17 protein-coding genes are annotated in these 18869 nt (G+C 40.9%); 10 read left to right on the plus strand and 7 right to left on the minus strand.

Annotated elements, in window-relative coordinates:
* Nucleotides 1–58: 58 nt before the first annotated feature.
* Nucleotides 59–2911, plus strand: coding sequence for an aminomethyl-transferring glycine dehydrogenase (gene gcvP, locus LDL79_RS11185; protein WP_225597746.1), 2853 nt, complete (start codon nt 59–61; stop codon nt 2909–2911).
* A gap of 55 nt (nt 2912–2966) precedes the next feature.
* Here the strand turns inward: gcvP and LDL79_RS11190 are convergent, their stop codons facing one another.
* Both LDL79_RS11190 and LDL79_RS11195 read right to left on the minus strand, forming a co-directional pair.
* Nucleotides 2967–3395, minus strand: a complete 429-nt coding sequence (locus LDL79_RS11190; RefSeq protein ID WP_225597747.1) for a hypothetical protein — start codon at nt 3393–3395, stop codon at nt 2967–2969.
* Nucleotides 3396–3499: 104 nt separating this feature from the next.
* Entirely contained in the window at nt 3500–4006 is a 507-nt protein-coding gene (locus LDL79_RS11195; RefSeq protein WP_009779150.1) for a GbsR/MarR family transcriptional regulator, read from the minus strand.
* Nucleotides 4007–4183: 177 nt separating this feature from the next.
* Here LDL79_RS11195 and LDL79_RS11200 point away from each other — a divergent pair, with 177 nt between their 5' ends.
* Nucleotides 4184–5410 carry a glycosyltransferase family 4 protein gene (locus LDL79_RS11200; protein ID WP_225597748.1) on the plus strand — a complete coding sequence of 409 codons (1227 nt, stop codon included), beginning with the start codon at nt 4184–4186 and terminating at the stop codon, nt 5408–5410.
* A 34-nt stretch (nt 5411–5444) separates the two neighbouring features.
* On the opposite strand, the gene LDL79_RS11205 is transcribed toward LDL79_RS11200, so the two are convergent.
* From LDL79_RS11205 to LDL79_RS11215, 3 genes are all read right to left on the minus strand, one after another.
* A complete protein-coding gene (locus tag LDL79_RS11205) occupies nt 5445–7475 on the minus strand; it encodes a M3 family metallopeptidase (RefSeq protein ID WP_225597749.1) in 2031 nt (676 codons plus the stop codon).
* Nucleotides 7476–7724: 249 nt separating this feature from the next.
* A complete protein-coding gene (gene purE / locus LDL79_RS11210; protein WP_225597750.1) occupies nt 7725–8204 on the minus strand; it encodes a 5-(carboxyamino)imidazole ribonucleotide mutase in 480 nt (159 codons plus the stop codon).
* Nucleotides 8205–8265: 61 nt separating this feature from the next.
* Entirely contained in the window at nt 8266–9423 is a 1158-nt protein-coding gene (locus LDL79_RS11215) for a 5-(carboxyamino)imidazole ribonucleotide synthase (protein ID WP_225597751.1), read from the minus strand.
* Between the two features lie 198 nt (nt 9424–9621).
* On the opposite strand from LDL79_RS11215, the gene LDL79_RS11220 reads away from it, so the two are divergent.
* The 5 genes from LDL79_RS11220 to LDL79_RS11240 all read left to right on the plus strand — a co-directional run bounded on the left by LDL79_RS11220 (nt 9622) and on the right by LDL79_RS11240 (nt 14923).
* On the plus strand, nt 9622–10728 hold the full coding sequence (locus tag LDL79_RS11220) for an adenylate kinase (RefSeq protein WP_225597752.1): 1107 nt from the start codon (nt 9622–9624) through the stop codon (nt 10726–10728).
* 83 nt (nt 10729–10811) lie between these two features.
* On the plus strand, nt 10812–11825 hold the full coding sequence (gene obgE, locus LDL79_RS11225; protein ID WP_167596254.1) for a GTPase ObgE: 1014 nt from the start codon (nt 10812–10814) through the stop codon (nt 11823–11825).
* A gap of 68 nt (nt 11826–11893) precedes the next feature.
* Complete coding sequence (locus tag LDL79_RS11230) at nt 11894–12415, plus strand: DUF4136 domain-containing protein (protein ID WP_225597753.1); 522 nt, start codon at nt 11894–11896, stop codon at nt 12413–12415.
* Nucleotides 12416–12522: 107 nt separating this feature from the next.
* On the plus strand, nt 12523–13482 hold the full coding sequence (locus tag LDL79_RS11235) for a tetratricopeptide repeat protein (protein WP_225597754.1): 960 nt from the start codon (nt 12523–12525) through the stop codon (nt 13480–13482).
* Between the two features lie 82 nt (nt 13483–13564).
* A complete protein-coding gene (locus LDL79_RS11240; protein WP_225597755.1) occupies nt 13565–14923 on the plus strand; it encodes a UDP-N-acetylmuramate--L-alanine ligase in 1359 nt (452 codons plus the stop codon).
* A gap of 1 nt (nt 14924) precedes the next feature.
* On the opposite strand, the gene LDL79_RS11245 is transcribed toward LDL79_RS11240, so the two are convergent.
* Both LDL79_RS11245 and LDL79_RS11250 read right to left on the minus strand, forming a co-directional pair.
* Nucleotides 14925–15551, minus strand: coding sequence for an FMN-binding negative transcriptional regulator (locus tag LDL79_RS11245; protein ID WP_225597756.1), 627 nt, complete (start codon nt 15549–15551; stop codon nt 14925–14927).
* Nucleotides 15548–15991, minus strand: coding sequence for a DUF1569 domain-containing protein (locus LDL79_RS11250; protein ID WP_225597757.1), 444 nt, complete (start codon nt 15989–15991; stop codon nt 15548–15550). The genes LDL79_RS11245 and LDL79_RS11250 overlap by 4 nt, the downstream gene beginning before the upstream one ends.
* 98 nt (nt 15992–16089) lie before the next feature.
* Between LDL79_RS11250 and radC the strand changes: the two genes are divergently transcribed.
* The 3 genes from radC to LDL79_RS11265 are packed head-to-tail and all read left to right on the plus strand — an operon-like array spanning nt 16090 to nt 18829.
* Nucleotides 16090–16788 carry a RadC family protein gene (radC, locus tag LDL79_RS11255; protein ID WP_225597758.1) on the plus strand — a complete coding sequence of 233 codons (699 nt, stop codon included), beginning with the start codon at nt 16090–16092 and terminating at the stop codon, nt 16786–16788.
* A 51-nt stretch (nt 16789–16839) separates the two neighbouring features.
* Complete coding sequence (locus LDL79_RS11260; protein ID WP_072984127.1) at nt 16840–18144, plus strand: polysaccharide deacetylase family protein; 1305 nt, start codon at nt 16840–16842, stop codon at nt 18142–18144.
* The gene (locus LDL79_RS11265; protein ID WP_225597759.1) at nt 18137–18829 is read left to right on the plus strand and encodes a YjjG family noncanonical pyrimidine nucleotidase; all 693 of its coding nucleotides are present in this window, start codon (nt 18137–18139) and stop codon (nt 18827–18829) included. Before LDL79_RS11260 ends, LDL79_RS11265 begins: the two co-directional genes overlap by 8 nt.
* The last annotated feature ends 40 nt before the right edge of the window (nt 18830–18869 follow it).

Below are 18869 nucleotides of genomic sequence, written 5' to 3' on the forward strand. Positions count from 1 at the left end.
TGAAAATATATATCTGAAATTGTACTTTTGCGCCATTCTAAACACACATAAATTGCATATGAGAACAGATGTTTTTTCACTAAGACACATTGGTCCAAGACCTGAGGAGAAAGAGGAGATGTTAAAAGCGATCGGGGCAGAAACTATAGATCAATTGATCTATGAGACCTTACCTGATGGAATTAAATTGAAAAAAGCCCTTGATCTGGAGCCGGCGCTTAGTGAGTATGAGTATGCCACGCACATCAATGCTTTGGCAAATAAAAACAAACTGTTTAAAACCTACATTGGTTTAGGATACCACGAGTCTAAAATCCCTGCGGTTATTCAGCGTAATATTTTAGAGAATCCGGGTTGGTACACAGCTTATACGCCGTATCAAGCGGAGATCGCTCAAGGTCGTCTTGAAGCTTTATTGAACTTCCAGACGATGATTAGCGATCTAACCGGGATGGAACTTGCTAATGCCTCATTACTTGATGAGTCTACCGCAGCGGCAGAGGCGATGACGCTTCTCGCAGCAGTTCGCAGCCGAGCTCAAAAGAAAAACGATGTGGTTAAATTCTTTGTTGATAAAGAAGTATTGCCACAAACCTTATCTGTATTAGAAACACGAGCGCTTCCGGTAGGTGTAGAGTTGGTTATAGGAAATCCGCAAGAATTTGACTTTAGTTCAGATTTCTTTGGAGCTTTATTGCAATACCCTTCAGCATCAGGGGAAGTTCACGACTATGCCGGATTTATTGCTAAAGCGAAAGAAGCAGACATTAAAGTTGCTGTTGCAGCAGATATAATGAGTTTGGTGCTTTTAGAATCACCAGGGCATTTAGGAGCAGATGTTGTAGTGGGTACTACCCAGCGCTTTGGAATTCCGTTAGGATATGGTGGGCCACACGCTGCTTATTTCGCGACACGTGAAGAATTTAAAAGAAATATTCCGGGGCGTATCATTGGGGTGACCAAAGATCGCAATGGAGACCGTGCGTTACGTATGGCGCTTCAAACCCGTGAGCAACATATCAAGCGCGATAAAGCGACTTCAAACATTTGTACAGCTCAAGTGCTTCTTGCGGTAATGGCGGGAATGTATGGCGTGTATCACGGACCAAAAGGTCTTGAATACATCGCGACCAAAATTCAGCGTACTGCAGCGACACTTGCCGATGCGTTAGAAAGTTTAGGGTTGTATCAATTGAATACTGCTTATTTTGACACCATTCGTGTAAAAACAGATGCGGCTACAGTGCGCAAGTATGCAGAAGCAAACGAGATCAACTTTTACTATCCGGATGCTGAAACTGTTTCAATCGCGGTAAACGAAGCGACAAGCCTTTCTGATCTTAATAAAGTTATTTCCGTTTTTGCTGAAGCTTTAGGTAAAGAATTTACGCATTTAGAAGCTTTGGTTGACGAGATCACGATCCCGGAAGCTTTAGGTCGTAAAACAGAATTTATGACCAACGAGGTGTTTAACAGCTATCATTCTGAAACGGAGTTGATGCGTTACATCAAGCGTTTAGAGCGTAAAGATCTTTCGTTAAATCACAGTATGATCTCGTTAGGATCGTGTACGATGAAGCTGAATGCTGCCGCCGAAATGCTTCCGCTAAGTGATGCACGCTGGGGCGGAATTCACCCGTTTGTACCCGTAGAACAAGCCGAAGGATATCAAACGGTTCTTAAAAAATTAGAAGATCAATTAACCGAAATTACCGGTTTTGCGGGAACAAGTCTTCAGCCTAATTCCGGAGCGCAAGGAGAATATGCCGGATTGATGGTGATTAAAGCCTACCACGAAAGTAGAAATGATCATCATAGAAATATTTGCTTAATTCCATCTTCTGCTCACGGGACAAACCCTGCAAGTGCCGTAATGGCCGGGATGCAGGTAGTAGTTACTAAAGCTACAGAAGCAGGAAACATCGACGTTGAGGATCTTCGTGATAAAGCTGAGAAATATAAAGATAACCTTGCTGCCTTGATGGTGACCTATCCATCAACGCACGGAGTTTATGAGAGCGCGATTCAAGAAATTACTTCGGTCATTCACGAGAACGGTGGTCAGGTGTATATGGATGGTGCCAATATGAATGCGCAGGTTGGTTTGACCAATCCAGGTAAAATTGGTGCCGATGTTTGTCACCTTAACTTGCATAAAACCTTTGCAATTCCTCACGGTGGTGGAGGACCAGGCGTAGGACCTATTTGTGTGGCAGAGCAGCTGGTTCCGTTTTTACCAACGAACCCGGTGATCAAGACTGGAGGCGAACAGGCAATTTCTGCTATTTCCGCAGCACCTTGGGGATCTTCTTTAGTATGTTTGATCAGTTATGCCTACATCAAAATGCTAGGCGCAGATGGGCTGAAACAATCTACGGAAGCTGCCATTCTAAATGCCAACTATATCAAAGAGCGTTTAAAAGGTGCTTTTGAAGTATTGTATTCTGGTGAAAAAGGACGTGCGGCTCACGAGATGATCATCGATTGTCGTCCATTTAAAGATAATGGGATCGAGGTGGTTGATATCGCTAAGCGTTTAATTGATTACGGTTTTCATTCGCCTACGGTATCTTTCCCGGTTGCAGGAACAATGATGATCGAGCCTACAGAGAGTGAAAGCAAGCAGGAGTTAGATCGTTTTTGTGATGCAATGATCAGTATTAGAAAAGAGATCGATCAGGCAACTGCAGATAATGATAATAACGTGCTTAAAAATGCACCGCACACGATGCATATGTTGACTGCTGAAACTTGGGATTTACCGTATACGCGCCAGCAAGCAGCTTATCCGCTGGAGTATGTTGCAGATAACAAATTCTGGCCTTCTGTACGTAGAGTAGATGATGCTTACGGGGACCGAAACCTAATCTGTACCTGTGCTCCAATTGAAGAGTATATGGAAGAAGCTTAGTCTTCTGAAACTTAAAATAAAAAGCGCCATTCATAACGAGTGGCGCTTTTTTGGTTTAGAGCAATTGATAAAGATTGAAAGCGCAAAGAGCAGTGTAAAGCGTCGCAAAGAATACAAAAAGTGTATTCATACCGTAACTTCCTATTTTAAAGATTGGATTTTTAGGAATGTCATACATTGGATAGTATGCGATTTGAGTGGCAACTTTACCTACCCAATATGCTGCAATAAGCAACGTAAGCGCAAGTGCTAAGACACTTCCGTTGGCTAAATGCCTTGGAATTAGAATAGCAATCAAGCCAAAAGAAAAATTTAGCCCTTGAATGTAATGACCGTAAGTTCTTGCAATCTCTTGGTTTAGAGGTTTAAGCTGTTTAACATCGTTATACCAGTCAAAAACCCGATGTCTGATGTATGGATAAATCAACGCAGTGAAAATTTGACCAATTCCTCCTGTAATAATAAAATAGTAGAGTGTATTCATATCTTTATTTTTAAACTTTCAGAAAATATTGAAATTTTTAATTATGAGTGTTTCTGGAAAATTCCTCTCAGCCTGAATTTATTCCTTAGAAACCTAAGCTTAAGCTAGGTCATCAGCTTCATGATAGTTTTGGTGATCCAGTTTTCTTTTTGGTTGACGATTTTTTCAAGCATTGTATCTGCTTTATTCACAAAATCGTGGAGCTCTTGCGTTTTCATTTTAAACTTTAAAGCTTCCGGACTTTCATCGGTTTCGTCAAAGTTTTTTACGCCTTCTAGAACGCGAAGTGCCGGTTTGATCTCCCGTTTGCTGCGTTCCACAGCAATCTTGCGCGCCAGCGAATCTACATCCTGATCAGCTTTAAAATACTCCCGACGCTCACCGGGTTTGTATTCTTTATATACAATGCCCCAGTCAATAAGTCCGCGCAGGTTCATACTGGCATTACCACGAGAGATCTGCAACTCTTCCATCACATCTTCCATAGAAAGCGAATCTGGAGAGATCATTAATAATGCATGAATTTGCGCCATGGTTTTATTAATGCCCCATTGAGACCCTAATGCGCCCCAAGTTTGTAAAAATTGTGCTTTTGCTTCATTGAATTCCATACTCAAATATAATTAAATATTTTAAAGTTTCAGTAATTATTGAAACTTATTTTATTGGCACCGACAATAGGTATAATTTCTAAAGGCTTGATTCAAAATTTGTAGCCAGTTTGCAACAAACACCTCAAGGGCTTGCAGTGAGGTTGTTTACTGCTGTAGTAAAACTATCTTTGCGCTATGAACGCATTGATTATAGGTAATGTTTGGCCGGAGCCGGTTTCGTCTGCGGCGGGAACGCGCATTATGCAACTGCTCGAGAGCTTGCAAGCACAGGGGTATGCTGTGAGTTTTGCTTGCGCAGCCGGTAAAACGCCTTACGCTGAAGACTTGGAGGAGCTAGGTGTACAAACGCACAATATTCAATTGAACAACGCTTCATTTGATGTCTTTATCAAAGAACTCAATCCCGATCTGGTGTTGTTTGACAAGTTCGTGATCGAAGAGCAATTCGGTTGGCGGGTAAAAGAGCAGTGTCCGGGTGCGCTACGTGTTTTAGAAACGATAGACTTGCACGGTTTGAGAAAGGGGAGAGAGGCTGCTCTAAAAGCAAATGAAGCCTTTTCTGAAAGGCATTTGCATACCGATTACGCAAAGCGCGAGCTCGCCAGTATCTATCGTTGTGATCTCTCGTTAATTATTTCGGAAGCTGAAATGCAGTTGCTGCAGGAGTTTTTTAAAGTGCCCGAAGCGCAATTGTTGTACTTGCCGTTTATGGTTGCACCAATTACCTCGGAAGAGCAGCAGGCCTGGAAATCTTTTGAGACGCGGAAGCATTTTGTGACGATCGGGAATTTTAGACACGAACCGAATTGGCTTTCGGTGCGGTATTTAAAAACGGAAATCTGGCCGCTCATTCGTAAGCAGTTACCGGATGCCGAAATGCGTGTTTACGGTTCGTATCCCGCAGAAAAGCATACGCAGTTGCACAATCCTAAAGAGCATTTTTATGTTTTGGGCAGAGCCGAAAGCGCACACGAAGTTATTGAAGAGGCTCGGGTGTTACTCGCGCCTTTACTTACTGGAGCAGGATTAAAAGGAAAATTACTGGACGCAATGCAATGCGGAACACCTGCAGTAACGACAAGCGTAGGTGCAGAAGGAATGCACGGCGAACTAGACTTTAACGGAAGCGTTGTCGATGATCCTAAAGCCTTTGCAGAAGCTGCAATCGCATTATATAAGGACAAGAATAAATTTGCAGAAGCGCAAGCCAATGGGGCAATCATTGTAAATCAACGCTTTTCTAAAGAAGCGTGGAATTCTGTTTTTAAAAAGCGCTTAGGTGATTTACAAGACAATCTGGAAACCCATCGCCTTTCAAATTTTACAGGCGCAATGCTTTGGCATCAATCGCTTCAAGCTTCTAAGTTTATGAGTAAATGGATCGAGGAAAAGAATAAATAAAAAAGCCTCATCAAGTGATGAGGCTTAAGCTTTTCTATTTAATCAATCCGGCTCTTTTTAAAAGTGCTTCAGGATTAGGTTCTTTTCCGCGGAAGCGCTTGTATAAAACCATAGGGTCTTCGGTGCCTCCTTGAGAGAGTACGTGATCTTTAAATTTTTGTGCGACTTCAGCATTAAAAATACCGTTTTCTTTAAAGTAAGCAAAAGCATCAGCATCCAAGACCTCTGCCCATTTGTAGGAGTAGTATCCGCTAGAATATCCACCTTGAAAAATGTGAGAGAATGAAACACTCATACAGTTCTCGGCAACATCCGGGTAGAGTTTGGTGTTTTCAAAAGCCGCTTTTTCATGCGCTTTTACGTCGGTTATTCCGCTAGGGTCTGCACCGTGCCAAGACATATCTAAAATGCCAAAACTCAACTGGCGAAGCGTTTGCATCCCTTCTTGAAAGTTGGCTGCTTTTTTGATCTTGTCGATCAAAACCATCGGGATGGTTTCTCCGGTCTCGTAATGCTTGGCAAATAGTTCTAAAGCCTCAGGCTCGTAACACCAGTTCTCTAAAACTTGACTTGGTAATTCAACAAAATCCCAGTAAACAGATGGTCCAGACAGGCTAGGATAGGTGGTGTTCGCCAGCATTCCGTGGAGTCCGTGGCCAAACTCGTGAAACAACGTAGTAACCTCATTAAAGGTTAACAAAGACGGTTTTGAGGCGGTTGGCTTTGTAAAGTTACACACATTAGAAACGTGTGGTCGTTCATTCACACCGTCTTTTTTAAACTGCCCTTTGTATTGCGTCATCCAAGCTCCGGCTCGTTTCCCGGCACGCGGATGAAAATCAGCATAAAAGATGGCGATGAAATTATCCTGGTCATCAAAAACCTGATAGGTCTTTACGTCTTTGTGATACTTAGGAATGTCTTGTACTTCAACAAAACGCAGCTTGTATAATTTCTGGGCTATGGTGAAAACACCGTCAATAACATTCTCTAACTTGAAATACGGCTTCAATTGCTCGTCATCCAATTCGAAAAGTTCTTGCTTTAATTTTTCAGAATAAAAAGCGCTGTCCCATTTTTGAAGTTCTTCAATGCCATCGCGTTTCTTAGCGAAGTTGGCAAGTTGCGTAAATTCACGTTCAGCCGCAGGTTTAGCTTTCTCGAGTAAATCCTGTAAAAAAAGCTCTACATTTTCAGGGCTTTTGGCCATACGCTCTTCAAGTACAAAGTGTGCGTGCGTTTTATACCCCAGAAGATTAGCACGCTCCTGACGTAGCTTAACAATTTTAAGCACGTTCTCCTGATTGTCTAGTTCGTCATTATGAAAACCTTTTGCGCCAAAGGCTATCGCCATTTTTTTACGCAATTCGCGGTTTTCAGCATACTTCATAAACGGAATATAGCTTGGGTATTCAAGCGTAAACACCCAGCCTTCTTTACCTTTTTCTTCAGCGGTTTGTGCGGCTGCTTCTTTGGTACTTTCGGGCAGACCGGCAAGATCTGCTTCATCGGTAAGATGAAGCTCAAACTTGTTTGTTTCCGCAAGAATATTTTCACCAAAGGTCAATGAAAGCCTAGACAATTCGGTATCAATCTCACGTAAACGCTCTTTTTTATCTTCAGCTAAATTAGCACCGTTGCGAGAAAAGCCTTTATAGCGTTTGTCTAATAAAACTTCTTCTTCTCTTGTAAGCTCAAGAGACTCTCGGGAATCATAAACATTTTTTACACGTTTAAACAAGGCTTCGTTAAGCGTAATATCATTAGAAAATTCTGATAGTAGCGGAGAAACCTCTTGTGCTGTTTTTTGAATCGTCTCGTTAGTTTCGGCGCTGTTGAGGTTAAAAAAAATGCTCGTAACTCGGTCTAATTGATATCCGGCATAGTCCAATGCGGCAATCGTATTTTCAAAAGTTGCCGGCTCTGGATTGTTTGTGATGAAGTCAATTTCTTGTCGGGCTTGAGTGATAGCTGCTTCAATCGCAGGCTTATAGTCTTCATTTTGTATCGCATCAAAAGGTGCGATATCAAAACTTTGAAGTAGTATATTTTCAGAATTTTTCAATTTTCTATAGTCTTTTTTAGGTTATATGTATTTTAGCTAGTATTATGATACCTTTAGCGAAAATTATAGTTACTTTAAGGTAAATTTGCTAAGCCATAAAATATTGATTTAGATATGTAGGAAAGGTTTGATTAATAATATTTAGAATGGTTAATAAATACTTTAATTTACCTGATACATTTCTTGAGAGCCGTTTTTAACGGCTCTTTTTAGTGGCATATACTTCCTGTTGGTTTGCAGTAAAAAAGTTTACTTTTTGATCGAAGCAGCGCCTTTTATTACCTTCTCTTTTAACCCAGTTTTAAAGTCAACGATGCGATTGCGAACGGCCTCATCTGATGCGCCAAGAATTTGAGCGGCTAGAATGCCTGCATTTTGCGCACCGTCAAGGGCTACAGTTGCCACAGGAACACCGCCCGGCATCTGTAAAATAGAGAGCACAGAATCCCACCCGTCAATAGAGTTGCGTGATTTTACAGGTACACCAATCACCGGAAGCGGAGATAAAGATGCGATCATTCCTGGTAAATGTGCGGCGCCACCGGCACCGGCAATGATTACCTGAATTCCACGCTCGTGAGCATTTTTTCCGTAATCAAACAATTTGTCTGGAGTGCGGTGTGCTGAAACAATATCAACTTCAGTTTTGATTCCCAATTGTTCAAGAACATCTATCGCTGCTTGCATCACCGGCATATCGCTGGTGCTTCCCATGATTATTCCTACCATACTTGTTTTTTTATTCCGCTTGTGTGCTTTTAATTGAATTTGTTTTGTTGAAGTTCAGAATTTATTTGGTGATGACCCTAATAGCGTTTTTAACTTGTTCGGCGATGTTACGTGCTTCGCTCAAGTCACTATTAACAATGGTTACGTGCCCCATTTTTCTAAACGGTCTGGTCTCCCGTTTTCCGTAAATGTGAGGTGTTACGCCTTTGAGCGCCATAATATCTTCGATTTTCTCATAATATACATCTCCGGTATGACCTTCTGCACCTACAAGATTTACCATTACTGCTCCAATTTTACTTTCGGTTTCACCTAACGGAAGGTTTAAAATTGCACGCAGGTGTTGTTCAAACTGGTTGGTATAACTGCCTTCAATACTGTAATGACCGCTGTTGTGCGGGCGCGGTGCCACTTCATTAACCAGAATTTCATCATCTTCGGTCTGAAACATTTCAACTGCTAAAAGTCCTACGTGCTCAAAGGCTTCTGAAACTTGGGTAGCAACTTCGCGGGCTTTAGTCGCGACTTTATCATCAATGCGCCCAGGGCAGATCACGTATTCAACTTGATTGGCCTCCGGATGAAATTCCATTTCTACGACAGGATAGGTTTTTACTTCGCCTTTAGGAGAGCGCACAACAATGACTGCCAATTCGTTCTTAAAAGGAATCATTCTTTCGGCGATGCACGGCGTGTCTATCAATTTTTCAAGATCTTCTTGTGAGCGAACGACCTGCACTCCTTTACCGTCATAACCGCCTTGGGTGCTTTTCCAAACAAAAGGAAAACTACTTTGATTGGCCGTCAGCGCAAGCTTGAGATCAGCAAGATTAGGGTATTTCTTATACGGTGCAGTAGGGATATTTTTTTCGGTGTAAAAATCTTTTTGCACCCCTTTATCCTGAATTTTTCTCAGCGTTTTAGGGCTGGGATACACAGTTATTCCTTCAGCTTCTAGTTGTTCAAGAGCATCTACATTTACTGCTTCGATCTCAAAAGTTACGATGTCAGCTCTTTTTCCAAATTGATACACCGTATCATAATCCATCAGATCACCTTGCTGAAAAAAATTAGCGGCTAACCGCGAAGGCGCTTCAGGATTAGGGTCTAAAACCAGGGTTTGAATATCAAATTTGCGGGTTTCATAAAGCAACATTTTGCCCAATTGACCGCCACCTAAAATGGCGAGTTTAAAATCTGAAGAAAAATATGAGGTCATTAATTCTAGGTCTTTTTTACTGCAAAAAATTAGTCCTACAAAAGTAACTTTTTACACAGAGAAAGCCGAAGCAACGCCCGAAATACTTCAGGCTAAAAATTTGATTACACGAGCTATTCTAATTGAATAAGGCTCAAAGCGATATTCGTGAACAATATGTATCTTTGCCGCCTGACACTAACGACCATCAAGCGAATCATGATTTCATTAAACGGACTTCAATTTGAGGAGTATATTTCTGAGGAAAAATTACTTCAGGCGATAGATAGGGTAGCGGAGCAAATTAATCTTGATTTTAAAGGCAAAGAGCCGGTTTTTCTTGTGGTGCTCAACGGCGCTTATAAGTTTGCAACCGAATTGTTGAGCAGATTTGATGGTGATTGTGAGATCGAATTTATTAAAATGAGTTCGTATGATGGTACCTCGAGTACCGGTCAGGTGCAGACGCATATTCCATTAGAGGCTGATCTTGAAGAACGAGAGGTGGTGATCATTGAAGATATTGTAGACAGTGGGAATACTATCGAAAAAATCACCCAAATGATGGTTAACGCGGGTGTGAATAAATATCGCATCGCCAGCTTATTTTATAAACCAGCGGCGTATACTAAAGAATATAAAATACATTATGTAGGTCTGGAAATCCCTAATGATTTTATCGTGGGATACGGTCTGGACTACAACGGATTGGGGCGTAACCTCAATGCTATATATAAACTAAAAACCACAAAAATGACAAATCTGGTATTGTTTGGCCCTCCGGGAGCTGGTAAGGGTACACAAGCCTCTTTTTTAAAAGAAAAATATAATCTGGTTCATATTTCAACGGGAGATGTGTTTAGATATAATATTAAAAACGCAACCGAATTGGGTACCTTGGCAAAGTCGTATATAGACAAAGGTCAGTTAGTACCAGATTCTGTTACAATTGATATGTTAAGCGCTACAGTAGATAAAACTCCAGATGCAAACGGATTTATTTTTGATGGTTTTCCTCGTACTACAGCACAGGCTGAAGCATTAGATAAACTTCTTGCTGAAAAAGGTACTGAGGTTGCTGCGATGATCGCTCTTGAAGTTGATGATGAGATCTTGGTGAAACGTCTTTTAGAACGTGGAAAAACTTCCGGCAGAAAGGACGATGCAGATGAGGCTGTAATTCGCAACCGTATCAAAGTATATTATGATGAGACGGCAATTTTAAAAGGCTATTATCAAAAACAGGATAAGTATTTTGGCGTTGATGGAGTGGGTGAGATCAAAGAAATCACCACACGCCTAAGCAGCGTTATTGATGCGTTGTAAGCTGTATAAACCAATGTGTTGAGAGTAAACCGCTTTTGTCAAGAGCGGTTTATTTTTGTATTTTAAAAGAAACAGAATAGAAGATGACCGAAGGGAATTTTGTTGATTATGTAAAAATGCACGTGAGCTCTGGGAAGGGCGGTGCTGGGTCGGCGCATTTGCGACGCGAAAAGTTTGTAGCAAAAGGTGGGCCTGATGGAGGTGATGGTGGTCGCGGAGGTCATATTATCGCACGCGCTAACCCTAATCTATGGACGCTACTGCACTTAAAATTCAAGCGTCATATTAAGGCCGGTCACGGCGAAAATGGCGGTAAGCAAACCAGTACGGGAGCTGATGGTGAAGATGTTTATATTGAAGTGCCACTAGGGACCGTCATACGTGACACCGAAACGCAAGAGATTTTAAAAGAGATCACAGAAGAAGATCAGGAGTTCATCATCGCCGAAGGCGGAATGGGCGGTCTGGGAAACTCACATTTTAAAACATCAACCAATCAAACTCCGCGCTATGCACAACCCGGAATTGACGGGCAGGAAGTTGATGTGACTTTGGAGTTAAAGGTGCTTGCAGATGTGGGATTGGTAGGCTTTCCTAATGCAGGAAAATCAACTCTACTTTCAGTAATCACTGCGGCAAAGCCTAAAATTGCCAATTATGAGTTTACGACGTTAAAACCCAATTTAGGAATCGTTCAGTATCGGGATTTTCAAACTTTTGTAATCGCTGATATTCCGGGGATTATTGAAGGTGCAGCAGAAGGAAAAGGGTTAGGATATCGTTTTCTTAGACACATTGAGCGTAATTCGACTTTGCTGTTTATGATTCCGGCAGATGCTCCGGATATTACAGAACAGTATCAGATCTTATTACACGAATTAGAGAAATACAATCCGCAACTTTTAGATAAAGATCGGCTAATTGCCATCACAAAGAGCGATATGCTTGATGCTGAACTCAAAGCTGAGCTCAAAGCAGAATTAGATAAAAATCTGCCTATTGAATATATGTTTATATCGTCAGTAGCGCAGCAAGGTCTTACACAACTTAAAGATCGCTTGTGGGCTATGCTCAACCGTCCTGCGGTAGAAGAGTAGTTGCGGTTTTAGGATTTTATTGACTAAGAAGATGCTTCGTATTGTCTATTTTTAAAACAAAAGACAAGATGAAGCATTTTTTTATTCTCGTACTAGCGGTGGTAGCAATTTCCTGTGGAAGCACCCGTGTTGATTATGACTATGACGAGCAAATAGATTTTTCTCAATATCAAACCTATAATTTTATGCCGGAAATGGATAGCGGCCTGAGTCAGCTTGATTTAAAACGACTTATGGATGCTACCGATGCGGTAATGCAGGCCAAAGGATTTACAAAATCTCAAACTCCGGATGTGTTAATCAATATTATTGCAGAAGAGTATGAAGACGTTCAGCGTAACTCGGTTGGGGTTGGTATTGGCGGAGGAAGCTATGGTGGTGGGGTAAGCGTTGGAGCGGGTATTCCGCTAGGCGGTAATAAAAACCATCAAACCATAACCTTGGATCTTGTTGATGCGCAAAAAGATATTTTGGTGTGGCAAGCGGTAAGTGATAGCAATATAAAAGTGAGCACGAATCCTCAAGAACGCGTGACTCATTACACAAAAATTGCTCAAAAGATTTTTGAAAAATTTCCTCCGGAGGAATAAACTACCTTTTGACAAGCTGTTACCCTTTGAATTCTTTATTAACATCATTAAAAAATCATTTTAATAGTGGCCTGCTTTTTGTTTAGATTTGGCAAAAACAACCACTTATGCATTTGAAGTTTTTAATTGCACTCTTGTTTACTGCTTCGGTTTTTGGTCAGCAGGCTGATTATGAAAAGGCAGAAGCGTATTTCAAGGCAGAAAAGTTTGAGCACGCTAAGCCACTCTTTTCAGCCTACTTAAAAGCGCATCCTAAACACGCTAAAACCCGGGAATATTTAGGCGATATAGCGGCTTATGCAGAAGATTGGGATACTGCAATTGCTTATTACGAGCCTTTAGTAGAAGAGCAACCGTCAAGTGCTAGTTACCACTTTAAATTTGGTGGTGCTTTAGGGATGAAAGCGCTAAATATCAGTAAACTTCGTGCACTGACGTACATTGATGATATCAAAGAACATTTTACAAAAGCGGCAGAATTAGACCCGAAACATATAGAAACTAGGTGGGCGCTGGTAGAACTGTATTTGCAGTTGCCTGGCATCGTGGGCGGAAGCAACAAAAAAGCCGAAGCCTATGCGATGGAACTTCAAACTATTTCTCCGGTTGATGGGTATTTGGCAAGAGGGTATGTGGCCGAATATCAGGATGAGATGCAAGAAGCCGAAGCTTTATATAAAAAGGCAATTGAAGTAGGCGGTTCACCTACCACCTATGAGAAACTAACCAATTTATACGAGAAAAAAAATCAACCTCAGAAAGCGATTGATAATGCGGCTTCAAGCTTGAAATTACATAAGCGTAACCAGATCAATTATCAAATAGGTAAGATTGCAGCTGAGTTTGATATGGAACCTGAACTGGGATTGGCAAGCTTAAAACAATACATAAAAAACCATTCGGTTAAAGATGGGGTTCCGGTAAGTTGGGCGCATTTTAGGATGGCACAGATCTACAAAAACCTGGGAGATAAAACCCGTGCAACGCATTACATTAACCTCGCCTTGGCTGATAAACCTGATTTTGAGCAGGCTTTAGAAGAGAAACGACGTATTGAAGAATTATAGGGTAGAAACCTGTTTTAATTCCGTTTCTGAAACGGCGATTTCTTAACTTGCAGATTCTATTTTAAAGAGTCTATACAGGATTATGCGAGTACATTTTATAGCGATTGGAGGAAGTGCAATGCACAATTTGGCTTTAGCCCTACATCATAAAGGGTATGAGGTTAGCGGAAGCGATGACGCGATTTTTGAACCCTCAAAATCCCGATTGGCAAAATATGACCTGCTTCCTGTAGAGATGGGATGGTTTCCAGAAAAAATTGATGATCAACTTGATGCTGTAATCCTGGGAATGCACGCAAAACCAGACAATACTGAATTGCTGAAAGCGCAGGAGTTGGGTGTAAAAATCTATAGTTATCCAGAGTTTCTTTACGAGCAGTCTAAAGAAAAAACCCGAGTGGTTATTGGCGGTTCTCACGGAAAAACAACGATTACTTCAATGATCTTGCACGTGTTGCATTACCATGACCGTGAGGTAGATTTTATGGTGGGCGCGCAGTTGCCGGGCTTTGACACTATGGTACACCTTACTGAAGAAAATGATTTTATTTTATTAGAAGGTGATGAGTACTTGTCTTCGCCTATAGATCGTCGTCCGAAATTTCATTTATATAAGCCAAACATTGCCTTGATTAGCGGTATTGCTTGGGATCACGTAAACGTTTTTCCTACGTATGAGAATTATGTTGAGCAATTTGAAATCTTCGCTGATTCTATTTCGCGAGGCGGAATATTAGTTTATAACGAAGAAGATGCTGAGGTAAAACGCATTGCCGAGGCAGCAACAGCACCCACCAGAAAGCACGCTTACGCAACACCGGAGTACACCATTGAATCAGGGGAAACCCTGTTAGAAACTCCAGAAGGACCTATGCCTATTTCGGTTTTTGGAAAACATAACCTGAGCAATCTTGCAGGAGCAAAATGGATTTGCCAGCATATGGGTGTTGATGAAGATGATTTTTATGAAGCCATTGCCAGTTTTGAAGGTGCAGCCAAACGCTTGGAAAAGATCGGTGAGACTGCTGATGCGATCGCCTATAAAGATTTTGCTCATTCGCCCAGTAAAGTTGCTGCAACGACCAAAGCTGTAAAAAATCAATATCCTGATAAAAAGCTGATCGCCTGTCTAGAATTGCATACCTACAGCAGTCTAAATGCCGAGTTTATCAAAGGCTATAAAGGCGCTTTAGATGCAGCAGAAGAAGCAGTAGTCTTTTACACGCCCGAAGCAGTAGCGCTCAAAAAGTTAGAGGCGATTAGCGAGAATCAAATTGCAACTGCGTTTGATCGTGATGACCTTAGCATTTTTACAGACGCTGAAGATTTTAAAACCTACTTAGATACTAAATCTTTTGACAATGCGGTGTTGTTGCTTATGAGTAGTGGCAATTACGGAGGGTTGGATTTTGACAGTGTTCAAGATCTGCTGGCAAAGTAAATTAACCCTTGGTGATGTGCCGGCTATAGATCGCTGTTAAATAGTCTTCCATCAGATCTGCGCAGTTGTTGGTTAGCGCTTGTTTTGCTTGTTCTTGATCTGAGCTGTTTTTATCTTGAGAAAGTTTAAATTTTCCTTCCCAAGCGGTTATTTGCAATTCAAATCCGGTAACATAGTTTACAAAGGTTTCAACTCTTGGGTCTGTTTGTTCAAGCCTGTAACGCTGTTCTTTACCTTCTAAAAAAGAGGTAAGCGCAACCATCTCACTTTTCAATTCTTCATTAGTGAGTGTTTTTACAACTTTTGTCTCTAAATGTATTTTGATGTAATTCCACGTGGGCAATTGCGAAGTGGTATAAATACTTGGTGAAATATAGGTGTCAGGGCCGTTGAAAAGTACACTTACCTGTGAACCTTCAGTCAAATGTGGAACTTGCGGATTGTTGTTATCTATATGACCTATAAGTTTTCCGTAGCCCGTATTGGCAACATATCTCAATGGTAAATGAGTGATCATAGGACGCTCGTTTTCTACCGTGATCAACGTAGCTAACGGGAAGGTTTTAAGCGTTTGTATAATATTCTTAAAGTGGGCTTCCTGATGATGTGCCGGGGGATATGTGCTCATACGCCAAATTGTTTAAGGTGATGATCCAGATGTTTATACTGCATTTTTCCCCATTGGTCAGTAGTGAGTTTGCCAAAAACCGGATGCGGCTCTAAGTTTGCGTTAGGGGTTAGTTGATAAAATGCTTCGATCAATTCTTTAAGCGCGGCTTTTTCAGTAGTAAAATCTTTAGGCTCACTAACTTTAAAACGCTTGGGAGTAGGCATATTTTTTCTGAAGGAACTGTCGTCATACATCGCCTTTTTAAAAAATGCTCTAATCAAAAAATTAGATTTCAGCCCAAAATCTTTATTGTAAAGCGCAATTTCTAAAGGTTTTTGACAATGCGCCAGCATCTGGCTTACAGTCATCTTTCCCCACTTTGGCTTTTGACTAGGCGTTAAGGCATCTATTCGATCAAGGGTTTTAGCGTAACTTTCTGTAGTAAAGAGACTTTCCATTTTATTTTTCGATTAAAAACTGAAATCTAAAAATACATTTTTTAATTTTAGACAAGGATCGCTGCCCCACGAGTTCCGTAGAATTTAGACGAATTATTATGCAGCAGAATTCAGAAAGTTTTTCAATTAAACAGTGGTCTTTAGATGATCGTCCCCGGGAAAAATTATTACAAAAAGGAAAAGATGCACTCAGCGACGCAGAGCTTGTGGCAATATTAATCGGTTCTGGAAGTCGAAATGAAAGTGCAGTAGCATTGAGCAAGCGTATTCTTGCCTCGGTAGATCATAATTTGAACGCTTTGGGCAAACTGAGCGTTTCACAGCTTATGAAATTTAAAGGTATTGGCGAGGCTAAGGCGGTGAGTATTGCCGCCGCCACCGAATTGGGCCGCAGGAGGCAAACCGATAAAGCCGAAGAGCCTACTAAGATCACGGGCAGTCACGCGGTTTTTAGATTGCTGCAACCTATTTTAGGTGAACTGCCGCACGAAGAATTCTGGATTCTATACCTTAATAACTCTAATAAGGTTTTACACAAACATCAATTGAGCAAAGGCGGAATGACAGGCACATTGGTCGATGTCAGATTGGTGTTAAAACTGGCTTTAGAACGCGGAGCAGTTTCTTTGATTCTCGCACACAATCACCCATCAGGCGGTTTGCGTCCTAGTGAGGCTGACAAGGCGATTACTTCCAAATTAAAAACAGCGGCGGCCAGCCTCGATATTAAAGTGCTAGACCATCTTATCATTACCGAAAATTCCTATTTTAGCTTTGCTGACGAAGGTTTGCTGTAATTCCTTCCGCTTTAATTAAAAATTACGGAAATTGCCGCTATAAAACTACTTATGCTTCTTATTTACACGCATAAAATCACCCCAAGATTGCGATATACCTTTAAGCATATCTGCACCAATATTCTTGGGATTCCTGTAAAATTCACCACCGCGGTAGACGAGTTTATCGTGCACGATAGTTTGAAGCTTTCGTACACCAGTAAACCGCTAGGCAAAGAGTTGCATATAAAAAGTCAGGAGGTTTTATTTGAACAAGGCATCACAGATATTGAGATCAATATGCAGCCTTGGCGCGAGACGAAGTGTTTTTTTGTGACCGGAACTAAAAGCGCGCTACCCTTTGATATTTTTGCTGCGGCCTTTGTGCTTCTTAGTCGATATGAAGAGTTTTTACCTCACGTAAAGGATGAACAAGGCCGGTTTCCGGCTACCGAAAGTCTTGCTTATCAAGAGGAGATTTTAACCCAACCGGTTATTGATATCTGGGCGGGATATTTTAAAGAAGTACTCTTGGAGAAATATCCTGATTATCCTTTTGAGCAGCGTAAATTCAGTTTTCAGGCATTGGTAGATGTTGAACAGGCTTATGAGATGTACGGCATTGGCATTATGCGGTGGGTGACCAGTTTTTTAATTGATCTGGTGCATTTGCAGTTTAGCAGAATCTGGCTGCGCTTACGGGTGAATCTTGGCTTGCGTAAAGATCCTTATGATACCTTCAGTTGGTTGATCAACGTGCAAAAAAACGCCAAGTTTAAGTTTGTTTTCTTCTTTATGGTAGGTAATTATTCGACCTACACGCGCAACATCAGATACAATAAGAAAACCTTTAGAGAGCTTATTAAAATGGTGGGCGATTACAGCGAAGTAGGTTTGTTGTTATCTAAAGAGGCGTTATCAGTAAAACGCCAAATGAAGTTAGAAAAGAAAAGAATTGAAGGGATTACCAATAAACAATTAAGTGCCGTACGGTGCAGCAAGTATATGCAGAGTCTTCCTGAACATTACCGCGAAATGATTCAGTTAGAGATGAAAAACGATTATTCTATGGGGTATCCTGAATATTTGGGTTTCAGAGCAGGAACCTGCACTCCATTTAATTTTTATGATCTCGATTATGAGACGATAACTCCGTTGCTCATTCATCCTATTTGTGCGCAAGCTTCGGCATTTGAAAGCAGTGCTTCTGATGAAAAAGAACTTAATCAGGAGCTTGATACTTTTTTTGAAATGAAAAAACAGGTAGAACAGGTAAAGGGAAGTTTTGTGTTTAGTTTCAGAAATAAATCAGTCACAGGTAAAGGTCAGGATCAAGGCCAGTGGAAACAATTTTTTAGAGAATTAGTAAATGACTAAATTCAAAGACATAGAGCACATTTTTTTTGATCTAGATCACACCCTTTGGGATTTTGACCGAAATTCCAGATTGGCTTTTGCAGATATTTTTCAAAAGAATAAAATTGATGTTGCGATTGATGACTTTCTGGAAGCTTATGAGCCTATAAATTTTCAATATTGGAAGTATTATCGCGAATCTCGAATTACCAAAGAGCAGTTGCGCTACGGAAGATTAAAAAATAGCTTTAAAGCAATTGGGGTTTCCATTGACGATTATTTGATCGATAGGCTTTCGGTGGATTATATTGATTATTTGCCAAAGCATAACTATTTATTTGATGGTGCTGTAGAGCAGTTAGAAGATTTGCATAAGCGCTTTAAACTCCATATTATCACAAACGGATTTCAAGAAGTGCAACAGCTCAAATTACAAAACTCGAAGATTGATCACTATTTTAAAACGGTGACCAGTAGCGAGTCTGTAGGTGTCAAAAAGCCAGACTCGAAGATTTTTCTTCACGCGATGGATCAAGCTGCTGCGGTGCCAGGAAACAGTTTGATGATTGGTGATAATTATGAAGCAGATATTGAAGGTGCGCTTAATGTAGGTATGCGTAGCATCTGTTTTAACTATCATAAAACAGATTTGCCACCGGCCATTCATAAAATTGATTTTTTAAGCGAGATAAGTCGTTATTTATAAACTATTTGAAGAAAAAGAGCGTTATTTTGCTTTATACCCC

Source organism: Leeuwenhoekiella palythoae, assembly GCF_020310025.1.
GTDB classification, from domain to species: domain Bacteria; phylum Bacteroidota; class Bacteroidia; order Flavobacteriales; family Flavobacteriaceae; genus Leeuwenhoekiella; species Leeuwenhoekiella palythoae.